We start from the raw sequence: 18,992 nt of genomic DNA on the forward strand, positions 1-18,992 counted from the left end.
GGATCGACACCGGCATTTTTCGGTGCCGGGCTGCGGTGGGCGGGGCGGCGCTGGCCGCCTCGGTCCGGCGCGGCGGGGCCGCCCTGCCGGCCCGCGCCCCGAGGTGCCGCCGCGCCCCGAGGTGCCGGCGCGTCCCGCGGTGGATCCGCGTGCGTCCGCCGGCTCCCTGCCGTCGCCCCGCCGCCGCCTTCAACCCGGCACTCGCCTCGTGCAGACCGCGGAGAACCGGTGAGTCCAGAGACTTGATGCAACGTACACCTAAATACATGATGGGGTGATGCGTAAGCGGGTTGGGGAAGTGGACGCCGGGGCCGAGAGTCTGACGATCGCGGTGGAGCGGCTGGTGTCCCCTTCTCCCTCCGCACCAAGCGTTCCCCTGCTCGGCAGGCGTCCCCCTCTCCCCACCCTGCGCAACAAGATGGAGTGAAAGCCGCATGAGTGCACCGCATGGAAAGGCCGCCAGTCCGTTCCGGCAGCCGAAGGCCGTCTGGGCCGTGGCGTTCGCCTGCGTGATCTCGTTCATGGGCATCGGCCTGGTCGACCCGATCCTGCCCGCCCTGGCCGAGAGCCTGCACGCCACACCGAGCCAGGTCTCGCTGCTGTTCAGCAGCTACCTGATCGTCACGGCGGTCGCCATGCTGCTCGTGGGCTGGGTCTCCAGCCGTATCGGGGCCAAGCGGACGCTGGTCGCCGGCCTGGCCGTCATCGTCGTCTTCGCGGCCCTGGCCGGAACCTCGGGCTCGATCAACGGCATCGTCGGCTTCCGGGCCGGCTGGGGACTGGGCAACGCGCTGTTCATCGCCACCTCGCTGGCGGTCATCGTCGCCTCCGCCAGCGGCGGTTTCGGCGGCGCGATCATCCTCTACGAGACCGCACTCGGCCTCGGCATAGCCGTAGGCCCCCTGCTGGGCGGCGAGTTGGGCGCCGTCAGCTGGCGAGGCCCGTTCTTCGGCGTCGCCGTCCTCATGGCCGTGGCGCTCGTCGCGACCCTCGCGTTCGTCCCGAGCCTGCCCAGGCCCGAACGCCCGACCTCGCCCCTCGCCCCGCTCAAGGCACTGCGCCACCGAGGCCTGCTGACCATGGGCATCATGGCGCTGCTGTACAACTGGGGCTTCTTCACCATGCTCGGCTACGCCCCCTACCCGATGAAGCTGAACGCCCACCAGCTCGGCCTGGTCTTCACCGGCTGGGGCCTGCTCGTGGCGGCTTTCAGCGTGTTCTTCGCCCCACGCCTGCAGGCCCGCTACGGCACGGCTCCCGTGCTCTACGCCAACCTCCTGGGCCTGAGCATCGTGATGGCCGTCATCGCCGTCGGCGTCGCCACTCCCACCGTGGTGATCGTGGCCGTCATCGTCAGCGGCGCCTTCATCGGCATCAACAACACCCTCACCACCCAGGCCGTCATGCTCGTCTCGCCGGTCGAGCGCCCCGTCGCCTCCTCCGCCTACGGCTTCCTGCGCTTCATCGGCGGCGGCCTGGCCCCCTACGCCGCCGGCCGGCTCGCCGACGCGACCGATCTGAGTGTTCCCTTCTACCTGGGCGCCGCCACGTTCCTCGTCGCCGTACCCGTCCTCGCCAGCGGCCACCGCCTGCTGCGCCAGGCCGAGGAGCACATCGGCGACGGCACACCGGTGCTGCCCTCGCTCACGCCGGTCGGCGGCCCCGCCACCACCGCCGCACCGCCGGTCATCGTCGCCGTCGGCTCGCACGGCAGGGCCCGGGCCATCGTCGACGCCGCGGCCCGGCTCGCCCGTGACACCGGCAGCCCGCTGGAGATCGTCCACGTCCACCAGACCGCCGTCGTCGAGGAACAGGCCGTCGAGACGGAGACCCACGAACAGGCCCGGGCCGCCGTCACCGCACACCTCGACCGGCTCACCGGTCAGCACATCACGGCCACCGGGCAGATCCTGTCCAGCGTCGGCGACCACGCCTCGGCCGGACGCGCCCTGGCCCAGCACGCCACCGAGGTCCACGCGCGCAGCATCGCCGTCGGGCGCTCACCGCGCGGCCCCCTCGCCCAGTTCGCCGACGGCAGTTTCACCACCGCACTCACGCACAGTGCCACCTGCCCGGTCGTCCTCGTCGAACCCGACGCCACACCGCGGCACCTGACCAGGGCCACGCTGGTGGAACTGCGCGACGCCGGTTCCTGAACGCCCCGCGAGGCAGGCCTCCGCGGCCGGGTGACGCGCGCCCCGCGCTGTGTGTCCGCGCCGTCGAAGCCGCGTACGAGTGCTCGATCGCGACGGCATGTTCGAGAGAGGTGATCCGCGCGGTCGTCCCGTGCGGGCGGAGACCGGCTCGTAGGCGCTGATCACGTAAAGGGCCCCGTCGTCGATGGTGTTCCCGTCCCGTCCAGGGAGATCCGCACGGGGTGTCCGTCGACGGCGCGGGCCTGGGCCTTCTCGGCCCGGCCCGAGGCCGGCGAGGCGTTCGGAATCTCCGACCCGACCTCGCGCGGCAATCGGTGTGCGCGCCGGATGAATCAGACGAGTTCGGCTTGTGGTTCCGGCTGCAGTGCCGGGGCGATCTTCGGCTCCCACGACTTCGTGATCCGTATGTAGCCGTAGACGACCGAGGCCATCGCCAGAAGGAGGAGCGGTCCGAACACCCACGGATGCCCGGCCATGTGTGTCGGCAGGCAGCGGAACGACACCAGGAGGGCGGTGAAAACCGTCGTGCCGTAAGCGACGAGCTGGACCCCCGACCGCTCCCAGCCGTAGGCCTGCGAGCGCAGCGCCGCTTCGATCGTGAGCGTGAACACCACGCCGGCGATGAGGTCCGTGCCGTAGTGGTAGCCGAAGCCCAGTGTCGCGCCGAGCGTGGCGATCAGCCAGAAGGTGCCAGCGGATCGCAGTGCCCGGGGAGCCTCGCGGGAGTGGATGAAGATCGCGGTGGCCCATGCCGTGTGCAGGCTGGGCATGCAGTTGCGGGGGGTGATCGCGTCGTAGGGCATCGGGTGCGGGGCACCGATGGGCGGCGGTGTGTGCGGCCACAGGTTGGCCACCGCCCACTGCACGCCGCCGGTGCCGGAGGCTCCCGGGCCGTAGGCGAAGACCGGTCCGACCACGGGGAAGAGCATGTAGATGCCCGGCCCGAGAAGGCCGATGGCCAGGAAGGTGCGCACCAGGTGATGGCTGGGGAAGCGGCGCTCCGCGGCCACGTGGCGCAGCTGGTAGAGCGTGACGACGACAGCGGCCACCGCGAGCTGGATGTAGACGTAGTCGAGAACATGACTGCCGACCGGGCCGGTGGCCTCGACGAGCCGGCCCACCAGCCATGACGGGTCGCCCAGCGCGTGATCGGCGGTTGCCAGGTACTGGTCGAGTACCGCCGGGCGCGTCTTCGACGTGACGAGCAGCCAGGTGTCACCGGTCTTGCGTCCGGCCACCAGCAGCAGGGCGAGGCCGACGCCCTTCAGCAGCAGCACACGTTCCCGGCCCGTGCGGCGCGTGACCGCGATGACCGCATAGCCCAGAACCACCCACAGCGCGCCATTGCCGAAGAAATGGCCGTCGCTCGTCCCGACACCGAGGATCCACCGCGCCAGCACGAAGATGACGTCGATGCCGATCGCGACACCGGCCGCGACGAAGCGTTCCCGCTTGGGGAGCACCACCATCATCAACGCCATACTTGCGTACAGCAATGGCCCCGATTTCGGAGCGAATACCACTTCTCGCGCCTGATTGGTGATCGGTCCCGGCTGGCCGTAGTGGCGCGCGGCGATCTCCAGGGCGATGAAGAATCCGAGGGTCACCACAGTCGCCAGGGCCCACAGAATCACCCGTGGTCGACGCCACCCGGCGAATCCGCCTCTGTCCTCTGTTCGCGGAAAAAGCCGCGAGGGAGTAGATATCAATTGTTTGGCCGATATGTTAGGTATTGGACAAGTAAGTCACTTGTCGCGCTGGATGGGGCATTTTTCCGGTCAAGGGCGGGCGATGGGGGTGATCGTTCCGAGTCTGGACATGTTATCGGAGTGGCGCGAGAGGGTCTCGCGGATTACGAGCGGGGGCCGGCCGCCCCCGAGCCCGGCGGTGTGGCATCCCGGTGACGACTCGGTCCGGGCCGTCCGCAGGTCGCATGCGGTGGTCGTCCGACGCGGCCGCCTCCGGCGGCCGGGATGCGGGGAAGCGGGGACGCCGGGCTGACCTGCCACTCGTACGCACCCTGCGCGCCGCGGCCCGCGCCGCCGGGGAAGCCGTAAGGGAGGCCTCACCGTGGGTCGTTGCCGAGGCCGCTACCGGGGCTGCTGCGGAGACGGCGGCGGAAGCTGCTGCGGAGGCCGCTGCGGAACAGGGGCCGCCGAAGCTCGACGGCACCGGTGACAGGCGGCGGGGTCAGCTGGTGTCGAGGCCGTCGATCAGGCGGTTGAGGAACCGGGTGAAGGTGGCTTCGGGGGTGAGCGGGCGTACCGGCGCGGCAAGGGCTTCGGCGAGTTCCGGATGGCGGCCGTCGGCGGCGACAGCGGCGAGGTAGCGGGCCTCGGCCGCCATCCGGTCGGGGGATCGCGTGACCGCGGTCTGCGCGATCTCGTACGTGACGTGTCCGGCCACGAAGGCGGTGAGCTGGGCGAAGATCTCCAGTTTCGCCGCGCCGTCCAGTCCGGTGGGCCGCAGGGCGGCGAGCGCGTGTTCCAGGAAGGCCAGCGTGTTGGGGCCGGGCACGCGGCGGGTGGCCACGACGGCGGGCAGCCAGGGGTGTCGCAGCATGTGGGCGCGCTGCAGGTGGGCGATGGCCTTCAGGTCGGCCTGCCAGTCGCCCTTGGGCGGATCCGCGACCGTGAGTTCGCCGCTGACGTGGTCGACCATCAGTTCCAGCAGGGTCTCCTTGTCGGGGGCGTAGCTGTAGAGCGACATGACTCCGGCTCCGACCTCGGCGGCGACCCGCCGCATGGTCACCGCCTCGAGTCCCTCCGCGTCCGCCAGCGCGACGGCCGCCAGGACGATCGCCTCCCGGGTGAAGGAGGGTCTGCGGCCCCGGCGAGGCTCGGTGGGGCGCAGCCAGAGCTGTTCGGGGTCGACGCCCGCGGCGCCGGACCCGCCGTCCTGGGGCATGGTCACGCCCTCCTTCCCGCAACGCTCCAGCGGCTGTTGCGAAGCACATCCAAGCATCCCCTATTCTCGTACAGTGTACGTAATGAAGATGGGGGAACGATGACATCACGCACGCCCGAGGCCGCGACCGGTCCTGCCCGGGTGCCGCCCGCCGGAAAACCGCCGCTGTCCGCCCGGATGCTGAGGGCGACCTGGCGCGGACTCCCGGCCCGACGGCACGAGGCCGGACGAGAGCCGGGACTGGTGGTGCCGGCCGCCGACGGCAGCCCGCTGATCACCGACCACTACTTCCCGCGCGCGGAGGGCGACTTCCCCACCCTCCTGGTCCGCTCGCCTTACGGCCGGGGCCTGCCCTGGGCTCCCATGTACGGCATGCTCTTCGCGGAACAGGGCTTCCACGTGGTCCTGCAGAGCTGCCGCGGCACCGGCGGTTCGGGCGGGGCGTTCGACCTGTGGCGCAACGAGGCCGTCGACGGCCGGGCCACGACGGCCTGGCTGCGCGGACAACCGTGGTTCAACGGAACGCTGGGGACCGTCGGCCCCAGCTATCTGGGCTACGTGCAGTGGGCCCTCGCCCTGGACCCGCCACCGGAACTGAAGGCGATGGTGGTGCAGGCGGGGCTGCACGACCCCTACGCCCTGTTCCACTCCGACGGCGCGCTCCGCCTGGAGAACGCCCTCGCCATCGGCGTGGGCATGACCTACCAGCACCGGGGCATGGCACCGTTCGTGAAGGCGACCCTGCGCCTGCGGCGCCGGCTGTCCACCGTCACCACCGCCGAGCCCCTGCGCGGGGCACACGTGTCCGCCCTCGGGGGCGAAGTGCCCTGGCTGGACGACGTGATGACGCATCCCGACGCCAAGAGCGCCTACTGGCGCGGGGCGTCGGCGGGGGAGGCGGCGGAACGGCTTCGCGTGCCCGCCGCCCTGATCACCGGGTGGCACGACGTGCTGGCCGACCAGACCCTCGAGCAGTACGACCGGCTGCGTCGGGCCGGCTGCGAGGCCGCCCTGCTCGTCGGCCCCTGGACCCACACCTCCGCCCTCCAGCAGGGCTGGCCGGAGGTGTTCGCCGAAAGCCTCGCGTGGCTGCGCGCCCACCTGTGCGACGACCCCTCCGGCCTGCGTCCGACCGCGGTGCGGGTGCACGTGGGCGGCCACGACACCTGGCGGGACCTCGGCGACTGGCCGGCGACCCCCGCCGCCGCCCCGTGGTACCCGGCCCCGGACGGGCATCTCACCCAGCAGGCCCCCACGGACTCCGCGCCGCTGACGTCGTTCCGCTACGACCCGGCCGACCCCACCCCGTCCCTCGGCGGCCCTCTGCTCTCCCGCACCGCCGGTCCCCGCGACAACAGGGGTCTGGAGGCGCGGGACGACGTCCTGACGTTCACCGGTCCGCCGCTGACCGAGCCCGTGGAGATCCTGGGCCCGGTCTCCGCACGGCTGAGCGTCTCCACGGACACCGGGCACGCCGACGTCTTCACCCGGTTGTGCGACGTGGACGCGGAAGGCCGTTCCGTCAACGTCTGCGACGGGCTGGGCCGGCTGCGCACGACGGAACACGTGCCCTCGCAGGTCACCGTGCCGATGAGCGCCACCGCCCACCGCTTCGCCGTCGGTCACCGCATTCGCTGGCAGATCAGCGGGGGCGCCCATCCGCGCTACGCCCGCAGCCCCGGCACGGGGGAGCCGCCCGCGGAGGCCACCACCTTCGTACCGGTGCGCATCACGCTGCACTCGGACTCCGCCCTGTTGCTTCCCCGCGGACCGGAGCCGGCGCGGGCCTCCCGGTACCCGTAGCAGAGCGCGGCCGCCGCGCTGCCGGCCACGGGGGACATCGTCAGCGGCAGGGGACATCGTCCCGCCTCTCGCCACGTCACCCGAACCCCAGCCCGGGCGGCGCGGCGAGACGCTCGCGGGACCTTCGTGGCGCCCGCATCCACCGGGTGGCGCGGCGAGACGCTCGCGGAACCCTCGTGCCGCCCGCGTCACCCGCACCCGGCAGCGCGGCGAGACGCTCGCGGAACCTTCGCGGCGCCCAGGTGACCCGCATCCACCCGGGTGGCGCGGTGACACGCTCGCGGGACCGTACTCACGGGTGGGAGACGCCCGACAGGTCGATCGGCTGCATGCCGGCGGCGAGCCGGGCCCGCACGCTGGTGCGGGCCCGCTGCCCCGCACGCACCGCCAGGGTGGAACCGGTGGCGGTAGCGGTGACATCGCCGGTGACGGCGAGCCGGGTGACCGCGCGGCTGCCCGCCGCGAGGACGAACCACGAACCCTTCGGGGACCGCCAGCGCGTCCGCACGACGATGTGCTGCCCGAACCTGCCGCACGCGCCGGTCGCCCGCAGCCTCGACACGAGCCGCGCCTGCTCGCCAGCCGGCGCCCCCGCCATGCGCAGGGTCACCGTCACGTCCCCCGGGCCGCTCCACGTGTCGGCTCGGGAACACGTCCACACCGCGTGCCCCGCACCGTCCGGCAGCTCCTGCTCCGCGAAGTCCCAGGCGTTGACCGCCCTGACCCCGGTGCCCCGCAGCGAAGCGATGGCGCAGCCCTCCCGGGCCCAGGCGAGCAGTGCGGCCGGACCGGTGGCCTCCCGCGGCTGCCGCGAGGGCGATCCGTGCCCGGGAAGGGGCGTGTACGTGAGGTGTACGGGGGTCATGTCGCCGAGGCCGGCCAGCAGGAAAGCATGGTGTTCGGCGATGCGGGACGACGACCTCAGTTGCAGCACGGTACGCCTGCCGCAGCCGTCGCCCGCCGCGAAGAGCGGCACCGGCACGGTCAGTCCGTCCGGGAACACCCCCAGCCGGCGGGCCGGCACGTTCGGCCGCATCAGATCCCGCGTCCGCGACTCGGCCACCCAGGGGGCGAGCAGATAGCGCACGGCCCCACCGCGCGCGCTCACGGCCACGGCGGCCGCCGTCGTCACATCCGCGTGGTCCACACGGGCCAGGTCCAGGGACCGGCTGCCGGGCCGCACGGACTCGCTGTACAGGGCGAGGCGCTGTCCGTCGTGCAACAGCACCACGCTCCTGCCGTCGACCGGTCCCGCGTAGAGCAGGTGCGGGGTGCCGAGGGGCGGTCCCGCGGAGGTTCCGGCGGCCCGGGTGACACGCGCCGCGTCATCGTCCCCGGACCATGCCGAAAGCGCCCGGCGCAGCAACGCCCGGTCGTGCACGGCCTCCCCGCGCGCCGGCCAGACCGTGAAGTCCACCCGGGAGGTGGCGGCCCAGGCATCCGGCGCCACCTGTACGACGGTGCCGTCCGGGGGCGCGGTCCGGGGCGGCCGACGCGCTCCCGGCCCGGCGTCGGGCGCGATGAGGACACCGCCACTGACCAGCAGCGCCGCCACCGTGATGAGTGCCGCCGGTACGGCGCCGCCCGCCAGTCGCACGCGTCGACGACGACGGAGCAGATCGCTCGGCCGGGCCCGCACCGTGCACGGGTCGAACTCCTCCGACGTCAGCACCGCGGCGACGCCGCTGTCGAGCGTCGCGTCGAGCCGTAGCGCGGCCCGGAGTCCCGCCTCCACGTTCCCGAAGCCGGCCGCCTCCAGGATCTCCCGCGCCTCCGCCTCCGTCAGCCGCTCCACCCGCAGCAGGGCGAAGGCGGCCCGGGCCGTCGCCGACAGCTCGGACAGCGCCCGGCTCAGGGGGAGTTCGTCGGCTCCGCCCGCTCGGGGGAACAGTCGCAGCCCCAGGACGACGGGCAGGCGGGGCAGCAGCATCCGCGGTGCGGGGAACCGGCCGGGCCGCCCCGGCGGCCGCCGGGACAGGGCCAGGACCTCCCGCAGCACCGGCACGTACAGCGACCGGGACCCCTTGGGGGCGCCGTCCCCACCGCTGCGGGGCGCGGGCACATCGGGCGCCGCGGCGGGCAGGATCCGCTGCACCAGCGAGTGGGCCAGCAGCACCCGCCGGTGCCTGCCCACGGAAGGAGGCAGCACCAGGTACGCCAGCCGTACGAGGTCGACGTACCGCTCGGCGTGCAACAGGCGGCGGGTGGGGACCTGGGGGAAGCGGCGGAGCGAGGACAGAACCATGGCGGTGCCTTCCGCGACCTAGGAGGTGAGAGGCCGACTTTCCGGCAAACGAGTGAAGCCGACTCGGGTCACCGTCCGGCCCGCGGCGTGGTGCGTCACCGCCGGCCGCGCGACCACCGCACAGAGCCATGCCGCTGCACGGACGCGGAGCCTGGTCCCCACGCGGAGCCTCGGGCCGACGAGGCCGCGCACGCGCAGCCCTGGTCCGCGGAGACCGCGCCCTGCTACACGGACGCGGATCCTCGGTCCGCTGAGGCCGCGCCCTGGTACACGGACGCGGATCCTCGGTCCGCTGAGGCCGCGCCCTGGTACACGGACGCGGATCCTCGGTCCGCTGAGGCCGCGCCCCGGTGCACGGACGCGGATCCTCGGTCCGCTGAGGCCGCGCCCCGGTGCACGTACACGGAACCTCGGTTCGCAGACGCAGAGACCCGGGTCACAGCGGCGGGACGCAGGCCATGATCGCGGATCCGCCGTCCCGGAGGCCTGATCCATGACCGTCACGGAGGCCCGATCCATGATCGTGGGCGGTCGTGCTTTCACGCCGGCTGGGCGCCCGTGATATTGCTAGTGAACCCGGATGGCCCTGACATAGGTGAACGCAGCTGTGGTACCCGCCCGGGCAAGTGCCGCTTCGGGCGAGGTGGGAATGGCTGACCGGAAGGACAAGGCACATGAAGGCGAGTGTCGCGGCGCGGCGGACGCCGAGGCGATGGAGACGACGCTCGCCCTGTCCGGCGGCCCCGGGTGCATCGCCGAAGCCCGCCGGAGGGCCACCGCTTTCCTGACCCTGGACACGGCCGGACACCGCTCGGGGGTGTCCGAACGCATCGTGAGCCTGACCGAGCTGGTGGTCAGCGAGCTGGTCACCAACGCCTGCAAATACGCCCCGGGACCCATTCTGGTGTGCCTGCGTCTCTTCGCGGAAGCCGTGGAGGTGGAGGTGTGGGACAGCCATCCGGCCCTGCCGGCGGCGCGGCGGACGGACCCGGCACGGGTGGGGCAGCACGGTCTGGAGATCGTGAAGGCCGTGGCCGCCGACCTCGCCGTACTGCGGGAGACGGTCGGCAAGCGCGTCATCGCCCGCATCCTCCTGGAGCCGGGCCCCGCGGCCGACGGCGACTGAAGCGGGTCACCGGCGGCCACCGGACCCGCGGCCGGCGGGGACTGAAGCGGGTCACCGGCGGCCACCGGACCGGCGAGCACCCGCCCCGAGCCGTCGGCCGGGCGGCCTCTATCATCGCTCCAGGCCCGGTCGTGGCGGGATGGAGGCAGTCGCGGGTGTTCTCGGTACAGGTCAGAACGTCTCCGCGAGGGCGGATCGTCGCGCTGCGGGGCGAGCTGGACCACGCGAGCGCCGTTCAGCTGCAGGAAGCGGCCGAGACGGTGTTCGCCGGGACGCAGCGGCCGACGCTGGTGGTGATCGACTGCGCCGACCTGGAGTTCTGCGACTCCTCGGGCATCAACAGCCTGGTCCGGATGCACTTGCGGCTTGCCGGGCACGGCGGTGTGCTGCGCCTGGCCGCTGTGCCGGCGTCGGTGGCGCGGGTCTTCGCGCTCACGGGGCTGGACCAGGTGATTCCCATGCACGACACGGCGGAGGAGGCCGTGGCGGCCGGCGGCGCCGGAGAAGATCCTGGTGAGGGCGGTCCGTCCGCACCGCGTTCCGGCGAGTGGGAGGTGGCAGGGGAATGACACGCTTTCCGGAGCAGCAGCCGTCATTCGGTGACTCCACGGCATTCGGTGACTCCACGGGCAGCGAGGCGTCTTTCGCCGACGGGGCGGAGAAGGACCTGCGGGCGCTGTTCGGCCAGACCACAGCCGTTTTCGCGTCTCTGGCGGGGCCCGCGCACGTGGTGGAGGCCGCCAACGCGGCCTTTTTCACCGCGATCGGCGGCGGTGACCGGGTGCGCACCGGGGTACCCCTGAGCCGGCTGCTGCCGGAACTCGTCGACCAGGGCTTCGTCCGCCTGCTCGACCGCGTCTACCGCACGGGGGAGCGGCACGTCGGCCGGAACGCCCGCGTGCTGCTGGGCACCGGCCCCGCCGTGCGGGAGGCGTTCTTCGACTTCACGTACGAGCCCCGCCTGGACGCGGGCGGCAACGTGGCCGGCGTACGGGTCATCGGCGTGGAGACCACCCAGGTCATGCACGCGCAGCGGCTGACGGCCGAGCACCGGGCGCTGCTGGAGCAGATCGCCCGCCAGGCCCCCCTGGAGCAGGTGCTCGAAGGCATGGCCCGCGTCATCGAGGACCTCGCGCCCGAAGAGGTGCTCGTCTCCGTGCTGCTCGCCGACGACGACGCCCGGCACCTGCGGCACGGTGCCGCGCCCAGCCTGCCCGACTTCTACAACCGGGCCATCGACGGCATCGCCACCGGCGAGGGAGTCGGTTCCTGCGGCACCGCCGCCCACCGGCGCGAGCCGGTCATCGTCACCGACATCGCCACCGATCCCTTCTGGGACGACTTCCGCGACCTGGCCGACCGGGCGCGGCTGGCGGCCTGCTGGTCGACCCCGATCCTGGCCAGGGACGGTGCCCTGCTCGGCACCTTCGCCATGTACCATCGCGTCCCGCGCGCCCCGCAGGAGTCCGACCTGGCGCTGGCGAGGGTGTTCACCGACACAGCCGCCCTGGCCATCGAACGCCACCGCGCCGAGCGGGCCCGAGCGGCCGCCGAGGCGAAGGAGGAGGCCCTCCGCGACGACCTGGCCTTCCTGCTGCAGGCCAGCACCTCCCTGTCCGCCGACCTGGACTACACCCAGACCCTGCAGCGTCTGGCCATCCTGTGCGCGCCCAAGCTGGCGCCGCTGTGCGCCGTCGACGTCGTCGACGCCGGCCGTGTCCGCCGGGTCGCCGTCGCCGCGCCCACCAGCCGCGACGACAAGCTCCTCGCCTCCCACATCCCGGTCTACGACGCCGACGACGACGCCGTCGCCCGCGTCCTGGCCTCCGGCCTGAGCGAGGTCGCCCGCCGCACCCCCACCGGCCCCGGCCCCTGGCACGATCTGGAGGTCACCGGTTATCTGTGCGTGCCGCTGCTCGACCGCGGCCGTGCCTTCGGCGCCCTGACCCTGCTGACCACGGGTGAGGACACCTTCGACGGGCACACCGTCGCCCTGGCCGAGGAACTGGCCCGGCGCGCCGCCGCGGCCGCCCTCAACGCCCGCCAGTACACCCAGCGCGTCACCCTCGCCCGGGATCTCCAGGCCGGGCTCCTGCTGCCCGAGGTCCCCGCACTTCGCGGCGCCGAGATCGCCACCTACTACCACCCCGCCGGCGAGGGACTGGAGATCGGCGGCGACTTCTACGACGTCTTCCCGCTGACCGGTGACTCGTGGGCGTTCATGCTCGGGGACGTCTGCGGCCGCGGTGCCACCGCCGCCGCCACCACGGCCCTCGTCCGGCACACGGCCCGAGCCGTCGCCCCCCTCCTGCCCGGCCCCGAAGCAGTCGTCCGGGCGGTCAACAAAGCTCTGCTCGACCGGCCCCACAGCCATGGCACCGGCTTCGTCACGCTCGTCTACGGCCATCTCGTCCCCGCCCGGAACGGCGGCTTCGACATCACGCTGGTACGCGCCGGGCACACCCTCCCCGTCCACATCGACGCACGGCACGCAGCGCACCCCGTCGCCGGCGAAGGCTCCCTCCTCGGCATCGCCCCCGACCCCCGCCTGACCGCCCGCCACCTGCACCTGCGCCCGGCCGAAAGCCTGCTCCTCTACACCGACGGCATCACCGAGGCCCGCAGCCCCGAGGGGGAGCAGTTCGGTGAAGAGCGCCTCGTTCACACCCTGACCGCCACCGCGCACCCCGCGACCGCCGAAGAGGTCGTCACCGCCCTCACCCGCTCGGTGCGCACCTTCACCGGTGCCCACGGCATAGACGACGACCAGGCCGCCCTCGTCCTGACGGCCACGCCCGACGAGCAGGGCGTGCGACGCACGGACGAGCCGGGAGTGTTCCCACCGGAGCGGGACGCGGCTGTACGCGCGTCCCGGGACGCGTAGACCTGGAGACCCGGCAGCCGGCCCGCCGGCGACCGGGTGCCGGCCGTGCAGGTCGGCCGTCCGGCGGCGGGCCCGGCAGATCGGTGCCCGGAAGGGCCGCGTCGGTGGTGGCGCACACCCGGCTCGAGGACTGCGAGACGTTGCCGGCCGCATCGAACGCCGCGACGGCGACGGTGTACGCGGTGGACGGGGTCGGGTGGGGAACGAACGACGGGGGCCTGCCGCACAGGGCGGCCCCCGCCGCACGGTTCCGTCCGGGACGGAACCTACTCGATGTTGATCTTGAACGTGCTGGTCCTGTTGCGGATGTCCTCGGCGTTGCCGCTGATCCGCAGGTTGCGGAAGGTGGCCTCGCCGACTGCCGGGCCCTGGCCGGGCTCCGGCAACTCGTTGGCCCAGACACCGAATCCGGACTTGGCGTCGAAAGCGTCCCCGCTCTTCCTGGAGTTGGTGATGGAGATGTCGGTGAAGACGGTGTCCTTCACCGGGAACTGCGGCTGGCCGCCGACGTAGTTGGTCTGGAACATCACGCCCCCGTAGGTGGAGTCGTCGATGTCCACGTCGTTGACCCGGATGCCCTGGAAGACCTTGGAGGCGGAGAACGCCCAGATGGCCGGGAAGACCTGCGAGCCCCAGAAGTGGCCGCCCGTCCGCTCCAGGGAGACGTTCTCGATCGTCGTGGGCTCGGTCCCGAAGCCGTTCATCGGATAGCCGAAGTCCAGCGAGGAGATCGTGATCCCGGAGTACACCAGGGTGTCCGCGATGCGGATGTTGCGGAACGTGTTGTTGTAGCCGCCGTAGACGGCCACGCCCGCGGCCCGCCAGGTCAGCGTGGAGGTGAGGTTCTCATAGAGGTTGTCCTTCTCGTCGGCGCCGCCCGCGTCGATCGCGGAGAAGAGGGCGAAGCTGTCGTCCCCGGTGGCCCGGGCGTCGTTGTTGACCACGTGGTTGTCCGTGGAGCCGTTGGTCATGTTGATGCCGTCGGCGAACATGTCCCGGATGCGGGAGTTCCTGATGGTCATGCCGTCGGTGTTGGCGCCCCAGTACAGGCACACCATGTGCTCGACCCAGATGTCGTCGATGGTGATGTCGGAGACGTTCGAGAAGTCGAACACCTTGCCCGGCCCGTCGATCCGGGACGTGTAGTTGCCGAAGTAGGCGAAACCCGAGAACGAGGAGCCCTTGGCGCTCGCCTCGGCCCGGAAGCCCACATCGGTGTTCTCCTGTGAGGAAGGCGCGTGGAAGCGGGTGAACCACGGCCCGGCACCGACGACCTTCACCGCCTTGCCGTAGACCTGGAACTTGCTCGAGGTCTCGTAGTCGCCGGCGGGCAGGTAGACGCCGACGAGCTTGCCCGTGGTGTCCATGCGGACCTTGTCGAGGGCGTTCTGCACGTCCTGGTGCGAGAAGCCGGCCGGGACCGTGTAGGCGGCCGGGTCCGGGTTCGCGGCGGCCGTCGCCTGCTCGGTGTTGACGAAGTCGATGGCGTAGCTGGAGGTGTTGGCCGCGTCCTTCTGGAGCCGTATCTTCGAACCGGCCGGAACGGTCTTGCCGAGCAGCAGGTTCGCCTCGTCGTAGATGTGCCGCGGGGCTCCGGAGCCGGGCGAGTTCCCGGGGGAGGTCTCGTTGCCGTACAGCCAGGCGTACTTCGAGGTCAGGTCGATCGCCTTGAGGAACTGGCCGTCCACGTAGACGTTCAGCGTGGTGGTGGTGCCGTCCGGGATCGAGAAGCGGGTCACGAGGGTGTTGGTCGCCGCGCGGGTGGTCCACTCGACGTACTGGCCGGTCCCGGTCAGGGTCACGGCCTTGCGGCCGCTCGCCTCACCGGCGAGGTCGCCGATGGTCCGGTTCGGGCCGACGACCTTGGCACCGCCGCCGAGCGTGCCGTCCTCGGCCTCGTACATGTCGTACGGCATGTCCGCGCCGCGGCCGACGAAGAGGGACTGCGTCGTGGTGTTGTTGCCGCGCTTGACCGGCAGTTCGTTGGCGTCGTCGGCGACGACCGTCTTGACGGTGTACTTGCCGTTGCCGGCCGTCCACGAGCCCAGGCCGACGGGCGCGGTCGTCTGCCCGGCCGCGACGACCCCGTTGTAGGAACCGCTCAGCGTCTTCACGGTGGCGCCCTTGGCGTCCTGGACCGTGAGCGTCACGCCGTGCGCGCCGGAGGCGGAGTCCGTCGTGCCCTGGTTCTTGATCGCCACCGAGAACTTGACGTCGTCACCCGCCGAGGCGCTGGAGGGCGTCCAGGAGACCGGCGAGGCGACCAGGTCGGAGCTGGAGACGGGCTTGACGACGAGGGCGTCGGAGCGGGTGAAGGCGTTGTTCGCCTCGTTCTGTTCGATGACCTTGTTCGTCGGGTCCACCTGGGCGCCGACCGGATAGCTGCCGGCGTCCCGTGTCCCGATGCTCGCCGTGACGGTCTTCGACTCGCCCGCCGCGAGAGCGGGGACGTCGGCGGTGGCGACCTTGGTGCCGCCGAGTGTGAAGTTCAGGTCGGTGGCCTTCGCCGGTTTGCTGCCGTTGTTGGTGACGGTCGCCGTGAGGCTGATGGCGTCCGACTCCACCGGGGCGGCGGGCGTGCTGGTGATGCCGGTGACCCTGAGGTCGGGGTTGGCGGACGGCGTGCCGATCACCTGGAACTCCGCGACCTGCGCGCCCGGCGCGCCGGTGTTCTTGGTGAACTTGAGCTGGATGTCGGCAGCCGAGCCGGAGACCGGGATCGTCACCGTGTTGCCGCTGCCGGGCGAGAAGGTGTAGTCCTTCGCCGCCGCGAGACTCGTGAAGCCCGTCGCGTCCTGGTCGCGGCCGAGCACCTCGATTTTCTGGGTGCGTGTGGACCAGGCGGCGTCCGGGTTGAGCTTGACCACGATCTGGCCCAGGTCCGCGTTGGCGCCGAGCCTGGTGGTGAGGGTGGCCGGGTAGGCGCCGCCCGCGCTCTCCCAGTATGTGCTGGTCAGGCCGTCGTTGGCGTTGGCGGCGAGGTAGGTGAAGGTGTCCGAGGAGGCCTCGATCGGCTTGCCCTGGGCGAGGTTGGAGCCGGGACCGCCGGGCGAGCCGGGCCGGGTGACGCTGTTGCTCGGCGCCGACACGTTGCCGGCGGCGTCCTTCGCCTTCACGTAGTAGGTGACGGTGGAGGTCGCCGCCGGACTGTCGGTGTACGTCGTCACGTCGCCCGCCACCGACCTGACGAGCCGGTCGTCGGCGTAGACGTCGTAACCGGTGACCTTGACGTTGTCGCTGGACGCCTGCCACGTGAGCAACACGTCGCCGCCGGACTGCGTGTAGGCGAGGTTGCCGGGCGCGGTGGGGGCCTGGGTGTCGCCGCCGGTTCCCTTGCGGGTCACGCTGTTGCTGTTGGAGGAGACGTTGCCCGCCGCGTCCTTGGCACGGACGAAGTACGTGATGTCGCTGCCGGCGGACTGGGTGTCGGTGTACGTCAGAACGTTGCCGGCGACGCTCGCGCGTAGCTGGCCGTTGGCGTAGACGTCGTATCCGGTGACGCCCGTGTCGTCGGTGGCCGCGTTCCAGGTGAGCCTGATCTGCCCGCTGCCGGGCTCGGTGTAGCTCAGGTTGGCGGGGGCGGTGGGCGCCTGGGTGTCACCGGTCGCCGGCCCGTACACCTCCAGCTCGGACAACTGCCCTGCGGGCCAGCCGGTGTTGGCGGTGACGAGCACGCGCACGTACCGCGTCGTGGTGGTGTCGAAGCCGATGGTCGCCGACTGGTCGTTGCCGCTGTCGAAGGTGTACGCCTTGGAGGCCGTCAGGTCGGTGAAGTTCCGGTTGTCGGCCGAGCCCTGGATCTTGAGCGTCTGGCTGCGGCCGGGCCACCCGCCGGGCAACCGCAACGTCACCTGGTTCACCTTGACCGAGGAGCCGAGATCGACCTGCACCCACTGCGGGAAGGCGTTGTTCGTGCTCTCCCAGTAGGTCGCGCGGTTGCCGTCACCGGCGTTGGCCGCACCGTAGACGTCGGCGTGCCCGCTCTCGCTGAAGGGCTTGCCCTGGGCGAGGTTGGGCGTCGAGGCGTCGGTGGTGAGCACCTCCATCTCGGCGAGCTGAGCGGTGCCGGAGACCGAGTTGACGCTGAAGTCGGCCCGGACGTAACGAGCGAGGGTCGCGGGGAAGGAGATCTTCACCGTGTTGCCGTTGCCGGGGCTGAAGACGTACCGCGCCGACGACTTGAGCGTGGCGAAGTTCTTGCCGTCGGCGCTGCCCTGCACCGCGAGCGTCTGTGCGCGGGTCTGCCACCGGACGGGCAGACGCAGCACGACCTGGCGGACCCGCTGGGACCTCCCGAGGTCGGTCTGCACCCACTGCGCCGACTTCTTCCCGGCCTGCCAGTAGGTGCTGGTGTCGCCGTCGCTCACAGCGGCGGCGGAGTGGCCGCCGAGGGCGCTGCCGGCTCTGGCACCGGCGTCGGCTGCCGCGTCGGGCCCGCCCGCGGCCTGCGCGCCGAGGGCGGGCAGCCCTAGGACAAGGACACTGGAGACCAGCGCGGCGGTGGCTGCGCGCCGTCTCCAGCAGATGCGTCTGTATCGAGTCATGCGGGGTCTCTCCCTGGAGAGGCTCACGCACCGGCAAGGGGCGCGCGAGGGCGGCTCGTATCGGGGCGGTGCGGTGGCGCGTTACGACCTGACGGCAGGGGCCGTCCTTCCGGGGGCACGGCGGCACCGGCTCCTCCCGCGGTGGCCAGGAGCCGGCAGTACATGCGTCGCCGAGGTAGGGCAGGGACCAGCGGCGGAACGCGCGCAGTTTCTTGCGTTGATTCATCGCTATATTGCAGAGGAATCGCGGGTCCGTCCACGGGTGTGGCACCGCGAGTTTCGCCAGAAGCGGGCGTCACTGGAGGGGGAGCAAGACATCTGCCGGGCCCCGGCCCGGTGAACGGGCAGGTGGGCCCGGTGCCGAGAGGTGCCACGGGTGACCGTCTTCCCTCGCGTCGGCAGCCAACTGATACCTGGGTATGGCTCCTTGGGCGCGCCGCGTGCCCCGCTGCCGTGAGCGGGGGCCGAGCCGGACGTCCGGGAGGGCGATCCCGGCCGCCGGCCGGCAGAGCGCTTTTCGACTTCCGAAGGCTCACGTCGAAAACTTGCGAGAAGAGCGCAAGTTTTTGCGTGCGCGTGCGTCGCCACGCGCCGACTTGCGCAATCGCGTGGGGGCGGACCAACACGCGTGCGGGTGTACCAACTTGCGTGCGGACAAACCGACTTGCGTGCGGGCGGACCGACCGACTCGCGGGCGAGTGCACCGACTCCGTATCGCGTCCGGGTGCGTTGCCCGTGAGCGCGTGGACGGTGCACGTGCCGGTGACTGCGGGGTGAAGGCGGTGTGCGGGAGTTGTCGTATCTGGGCGACGGGCGTAGCGCGTCTCGCGACGGCTGCGGTTGTGTCATGGAGGTATCTCCAACCCCCCACCCCTCTTGGAGACTTCATGCGCCGCGCCGTGTTCGGCCTGCCCGCGCCCGTCCCGCCGGTGACCAGTGCCGCTTCGGTGCCGACCGAGGTGTCACCGGTGTCCGGGGGGTGACATGTCCATGACATAAACATCGGTCTTCACCCGCCGTACCGGCAGACAACCTCTGCCGTCGAACCGGCCGGGCCCACACCGGCCGGACAACCCCCCACTTGAGGAGCCTGTGTGACCTCCCGCTACGCGCGTCACTCGCACATCGCTTTGGCCGTCGCCTCTGCCGTCGCCGGAGCGCTCCTGACCACCGCGCTGAACTCCACGGCCGTGGCGCAACCCGCCACCGGCAGGATCCAGCTCGCCGCGGCCCCGGCGTCGCTGTCCGCCGCTGCCCGTACCACCCTGATCCAGCAGGCCAGGGCCGGCGCCGTCGAGACCGCGCGGCACATAGGCCTCGGCGCGAA

The 18,992-nt window shown here is 71.9% G+C and carries 10 protein-coding genes and 1 pseudogene; 7 read left to right on the top strand and 4 right to left on the bottom strand.

All coding sequences use genetic code 11. The annotated features are described in order from the left end of the window. The first annotated feature begins 277 nt into the window (after positions 1-277). Both ABVB68_RS35640 and ABVB68_RS35645 read left to right on the top strand, forming a co-directional pair. Entirely contained in the window at positions 278-427 is a 150-nt protein-coding gene (locus ABVB68_RS35640) for a hypothetical protein (protein ID WP_353605371.1), read from the top strand. 7 nt (positions 428-434) lie between these two features. Next, entirely contained in the window at positions 435-2,156 is a 1,722-nt protein-coding gene (locus ABVB68_RS35645) for an MFS transporter (RefSeq protein ID WP_353605372.1), read from the top strand. Between the two features lie 332 nt (positions 2,157-2,488). On the opposite strand, the gene ABVB68_RS35650 is transcribed toward ABVB68_RS35645, so the two are convergent. Together ABVB68_RS35650 and ABVB68_RS35655 are read right to left on the bottom strand one after the other, a co-directional pair. Continuing rightward, positions 2,489-3,865: a phosphatase PAP2 family protein gene (locus ABVB68_RS35650; protein WP_503006541.1), complete on the bottom strand. Its 1,377-nt coding sequence runs from the start codon at positions 3,863-3,865 to the stop codon at positions 2,489-2,491. 481 nt (positions 3,866-4,346) lie between these two features. Further along, positions 4,347-5,063: a TetR/AcrR family transcriptional regulator C-terminal domain-containing protein gene (locus ABVB68_RS35655; RefSeq protein ID WP_353605379.1), complete on the bottom strand. Its 717-nt coding sequence runs from the start codon at positions 5,061-5,063 to the stop codon at positions 4,347-4,349. A 99-nt stretch (positions 5,064-5,162) separates the two neighbouring features. Here ABVB68_RS35655 and ABVB68_RS35660 point away from each other — a divergent pair, with 99 nt between their 5' ends. Next, positions 5,163-6,866: a CocE/NonD family hydrolase gene (locus ABVB68_RS35660; RefSeq protein WP_503006543.1), complete on the top strand. Its 1,704-nt coding sequence runs from the start codon at positions 5,163-5,165 to the stop codon at positions 6,864-6,866. Positions 6,867-7,158: 292 nt separating this feature from the next. Here the strand turns inward: ABVB68_RS35660 and ABVB68_RS35665 are convergent, their stop codons facing one another. Beyond that, the gene (locus ABVB68_RS35665; RefSeq protein ID WP_353605374.1) at positions 7,159-9,111 is read right to left on the bottom strand and encodes a hypothetical protein; all 1,953 of its coding nucleotides are present in this window, start codon (positions 9,109-9,111) and stop codon (positions 7,159-7,161) included. Positions 9,112-9,760: 649 nt separating this feature from the next. Between ABVB68_RS35665 and ABVB68_RS35670 the strand changes: the two genes are divergently transcribed. From ABVB68_RS35670 to ABVB68_RS35680, 3 genes are all read left to right on the top strand, one after another. Continuing rightward, positions 9,761-10,237: an ATP-binding protein gene (locus ABVB68_RS35670; RefSeq protein ID WP_353605375.1), complete on the top strand. Its 477-nt coding sequence runs from the start codon at positions 9,761-9,763 to the stop codon at positions 10,235-10,237. A gap of 155 nt (positions 10,238-10,392) precedes the next feature. Further along, on the top strand, positions 10,393-10,806 hold the full coding sequence (locus ABVB68_RS35675; RefSeq protein WP_353605376.1) for an STAS domain-containing protein: 414 nt from the start codon (positions 10,393-10,395) through the stop codon (positions 10,804-10,806). After that, positions 10,803-13,121, top strand: coding sequence for a SpoIIE family protein phosphatase (locus ABVB68_RS35680; protein WP_353605377.1), 2,319 nt, complete (start codon positions 10,803-10,805; stop codon positions 13,119-13,121). Before ABVB68_RS35675 ends, ABVB68_RS35680 begins: the two co-directional genes overlap by 4 nt. A 266-nt stretch (positions 13,122-13,387) precedes the next feature. Here the strand turns inward: ABVB68_RS35680 and ABVB68_RS35685 are convergent, their stop codons facing one another. After that, the gene (locus ABVB68_RS35685; RefSeq protein ID WP_353605378.1) at positions 13,388-17,665 is read right to left on the bottom strand and encodes a discoidin domain-containing protein; all 4,278 of its coding nucleotides are present in this window, start codon (positions 17,663-17,665) and stop codon (positions 13,388-13,390) included. Between the two features lie 1,094 nt (positions 17,666-18,759). On the opposite strand from ABVB68_RS35685, the pseudogene ABVB68_RS35690 reads away from it, so the two are divergent. Continuing rightward, positions 18,760-18,992, top strand: a pseudogene (locus ABVB68_RS35690) (M4 family metallopeptidase); the annotation flags it as partial.

This window comes from Streptomyces sp. NPDC096012, assembly GCF_040426375.1.
Classification (GTDB): domain Bacteria; phylum Actinomycetota; class Actinomycetes; order Streptomycetales; family Streptomycetaceae; genus Streptomyces.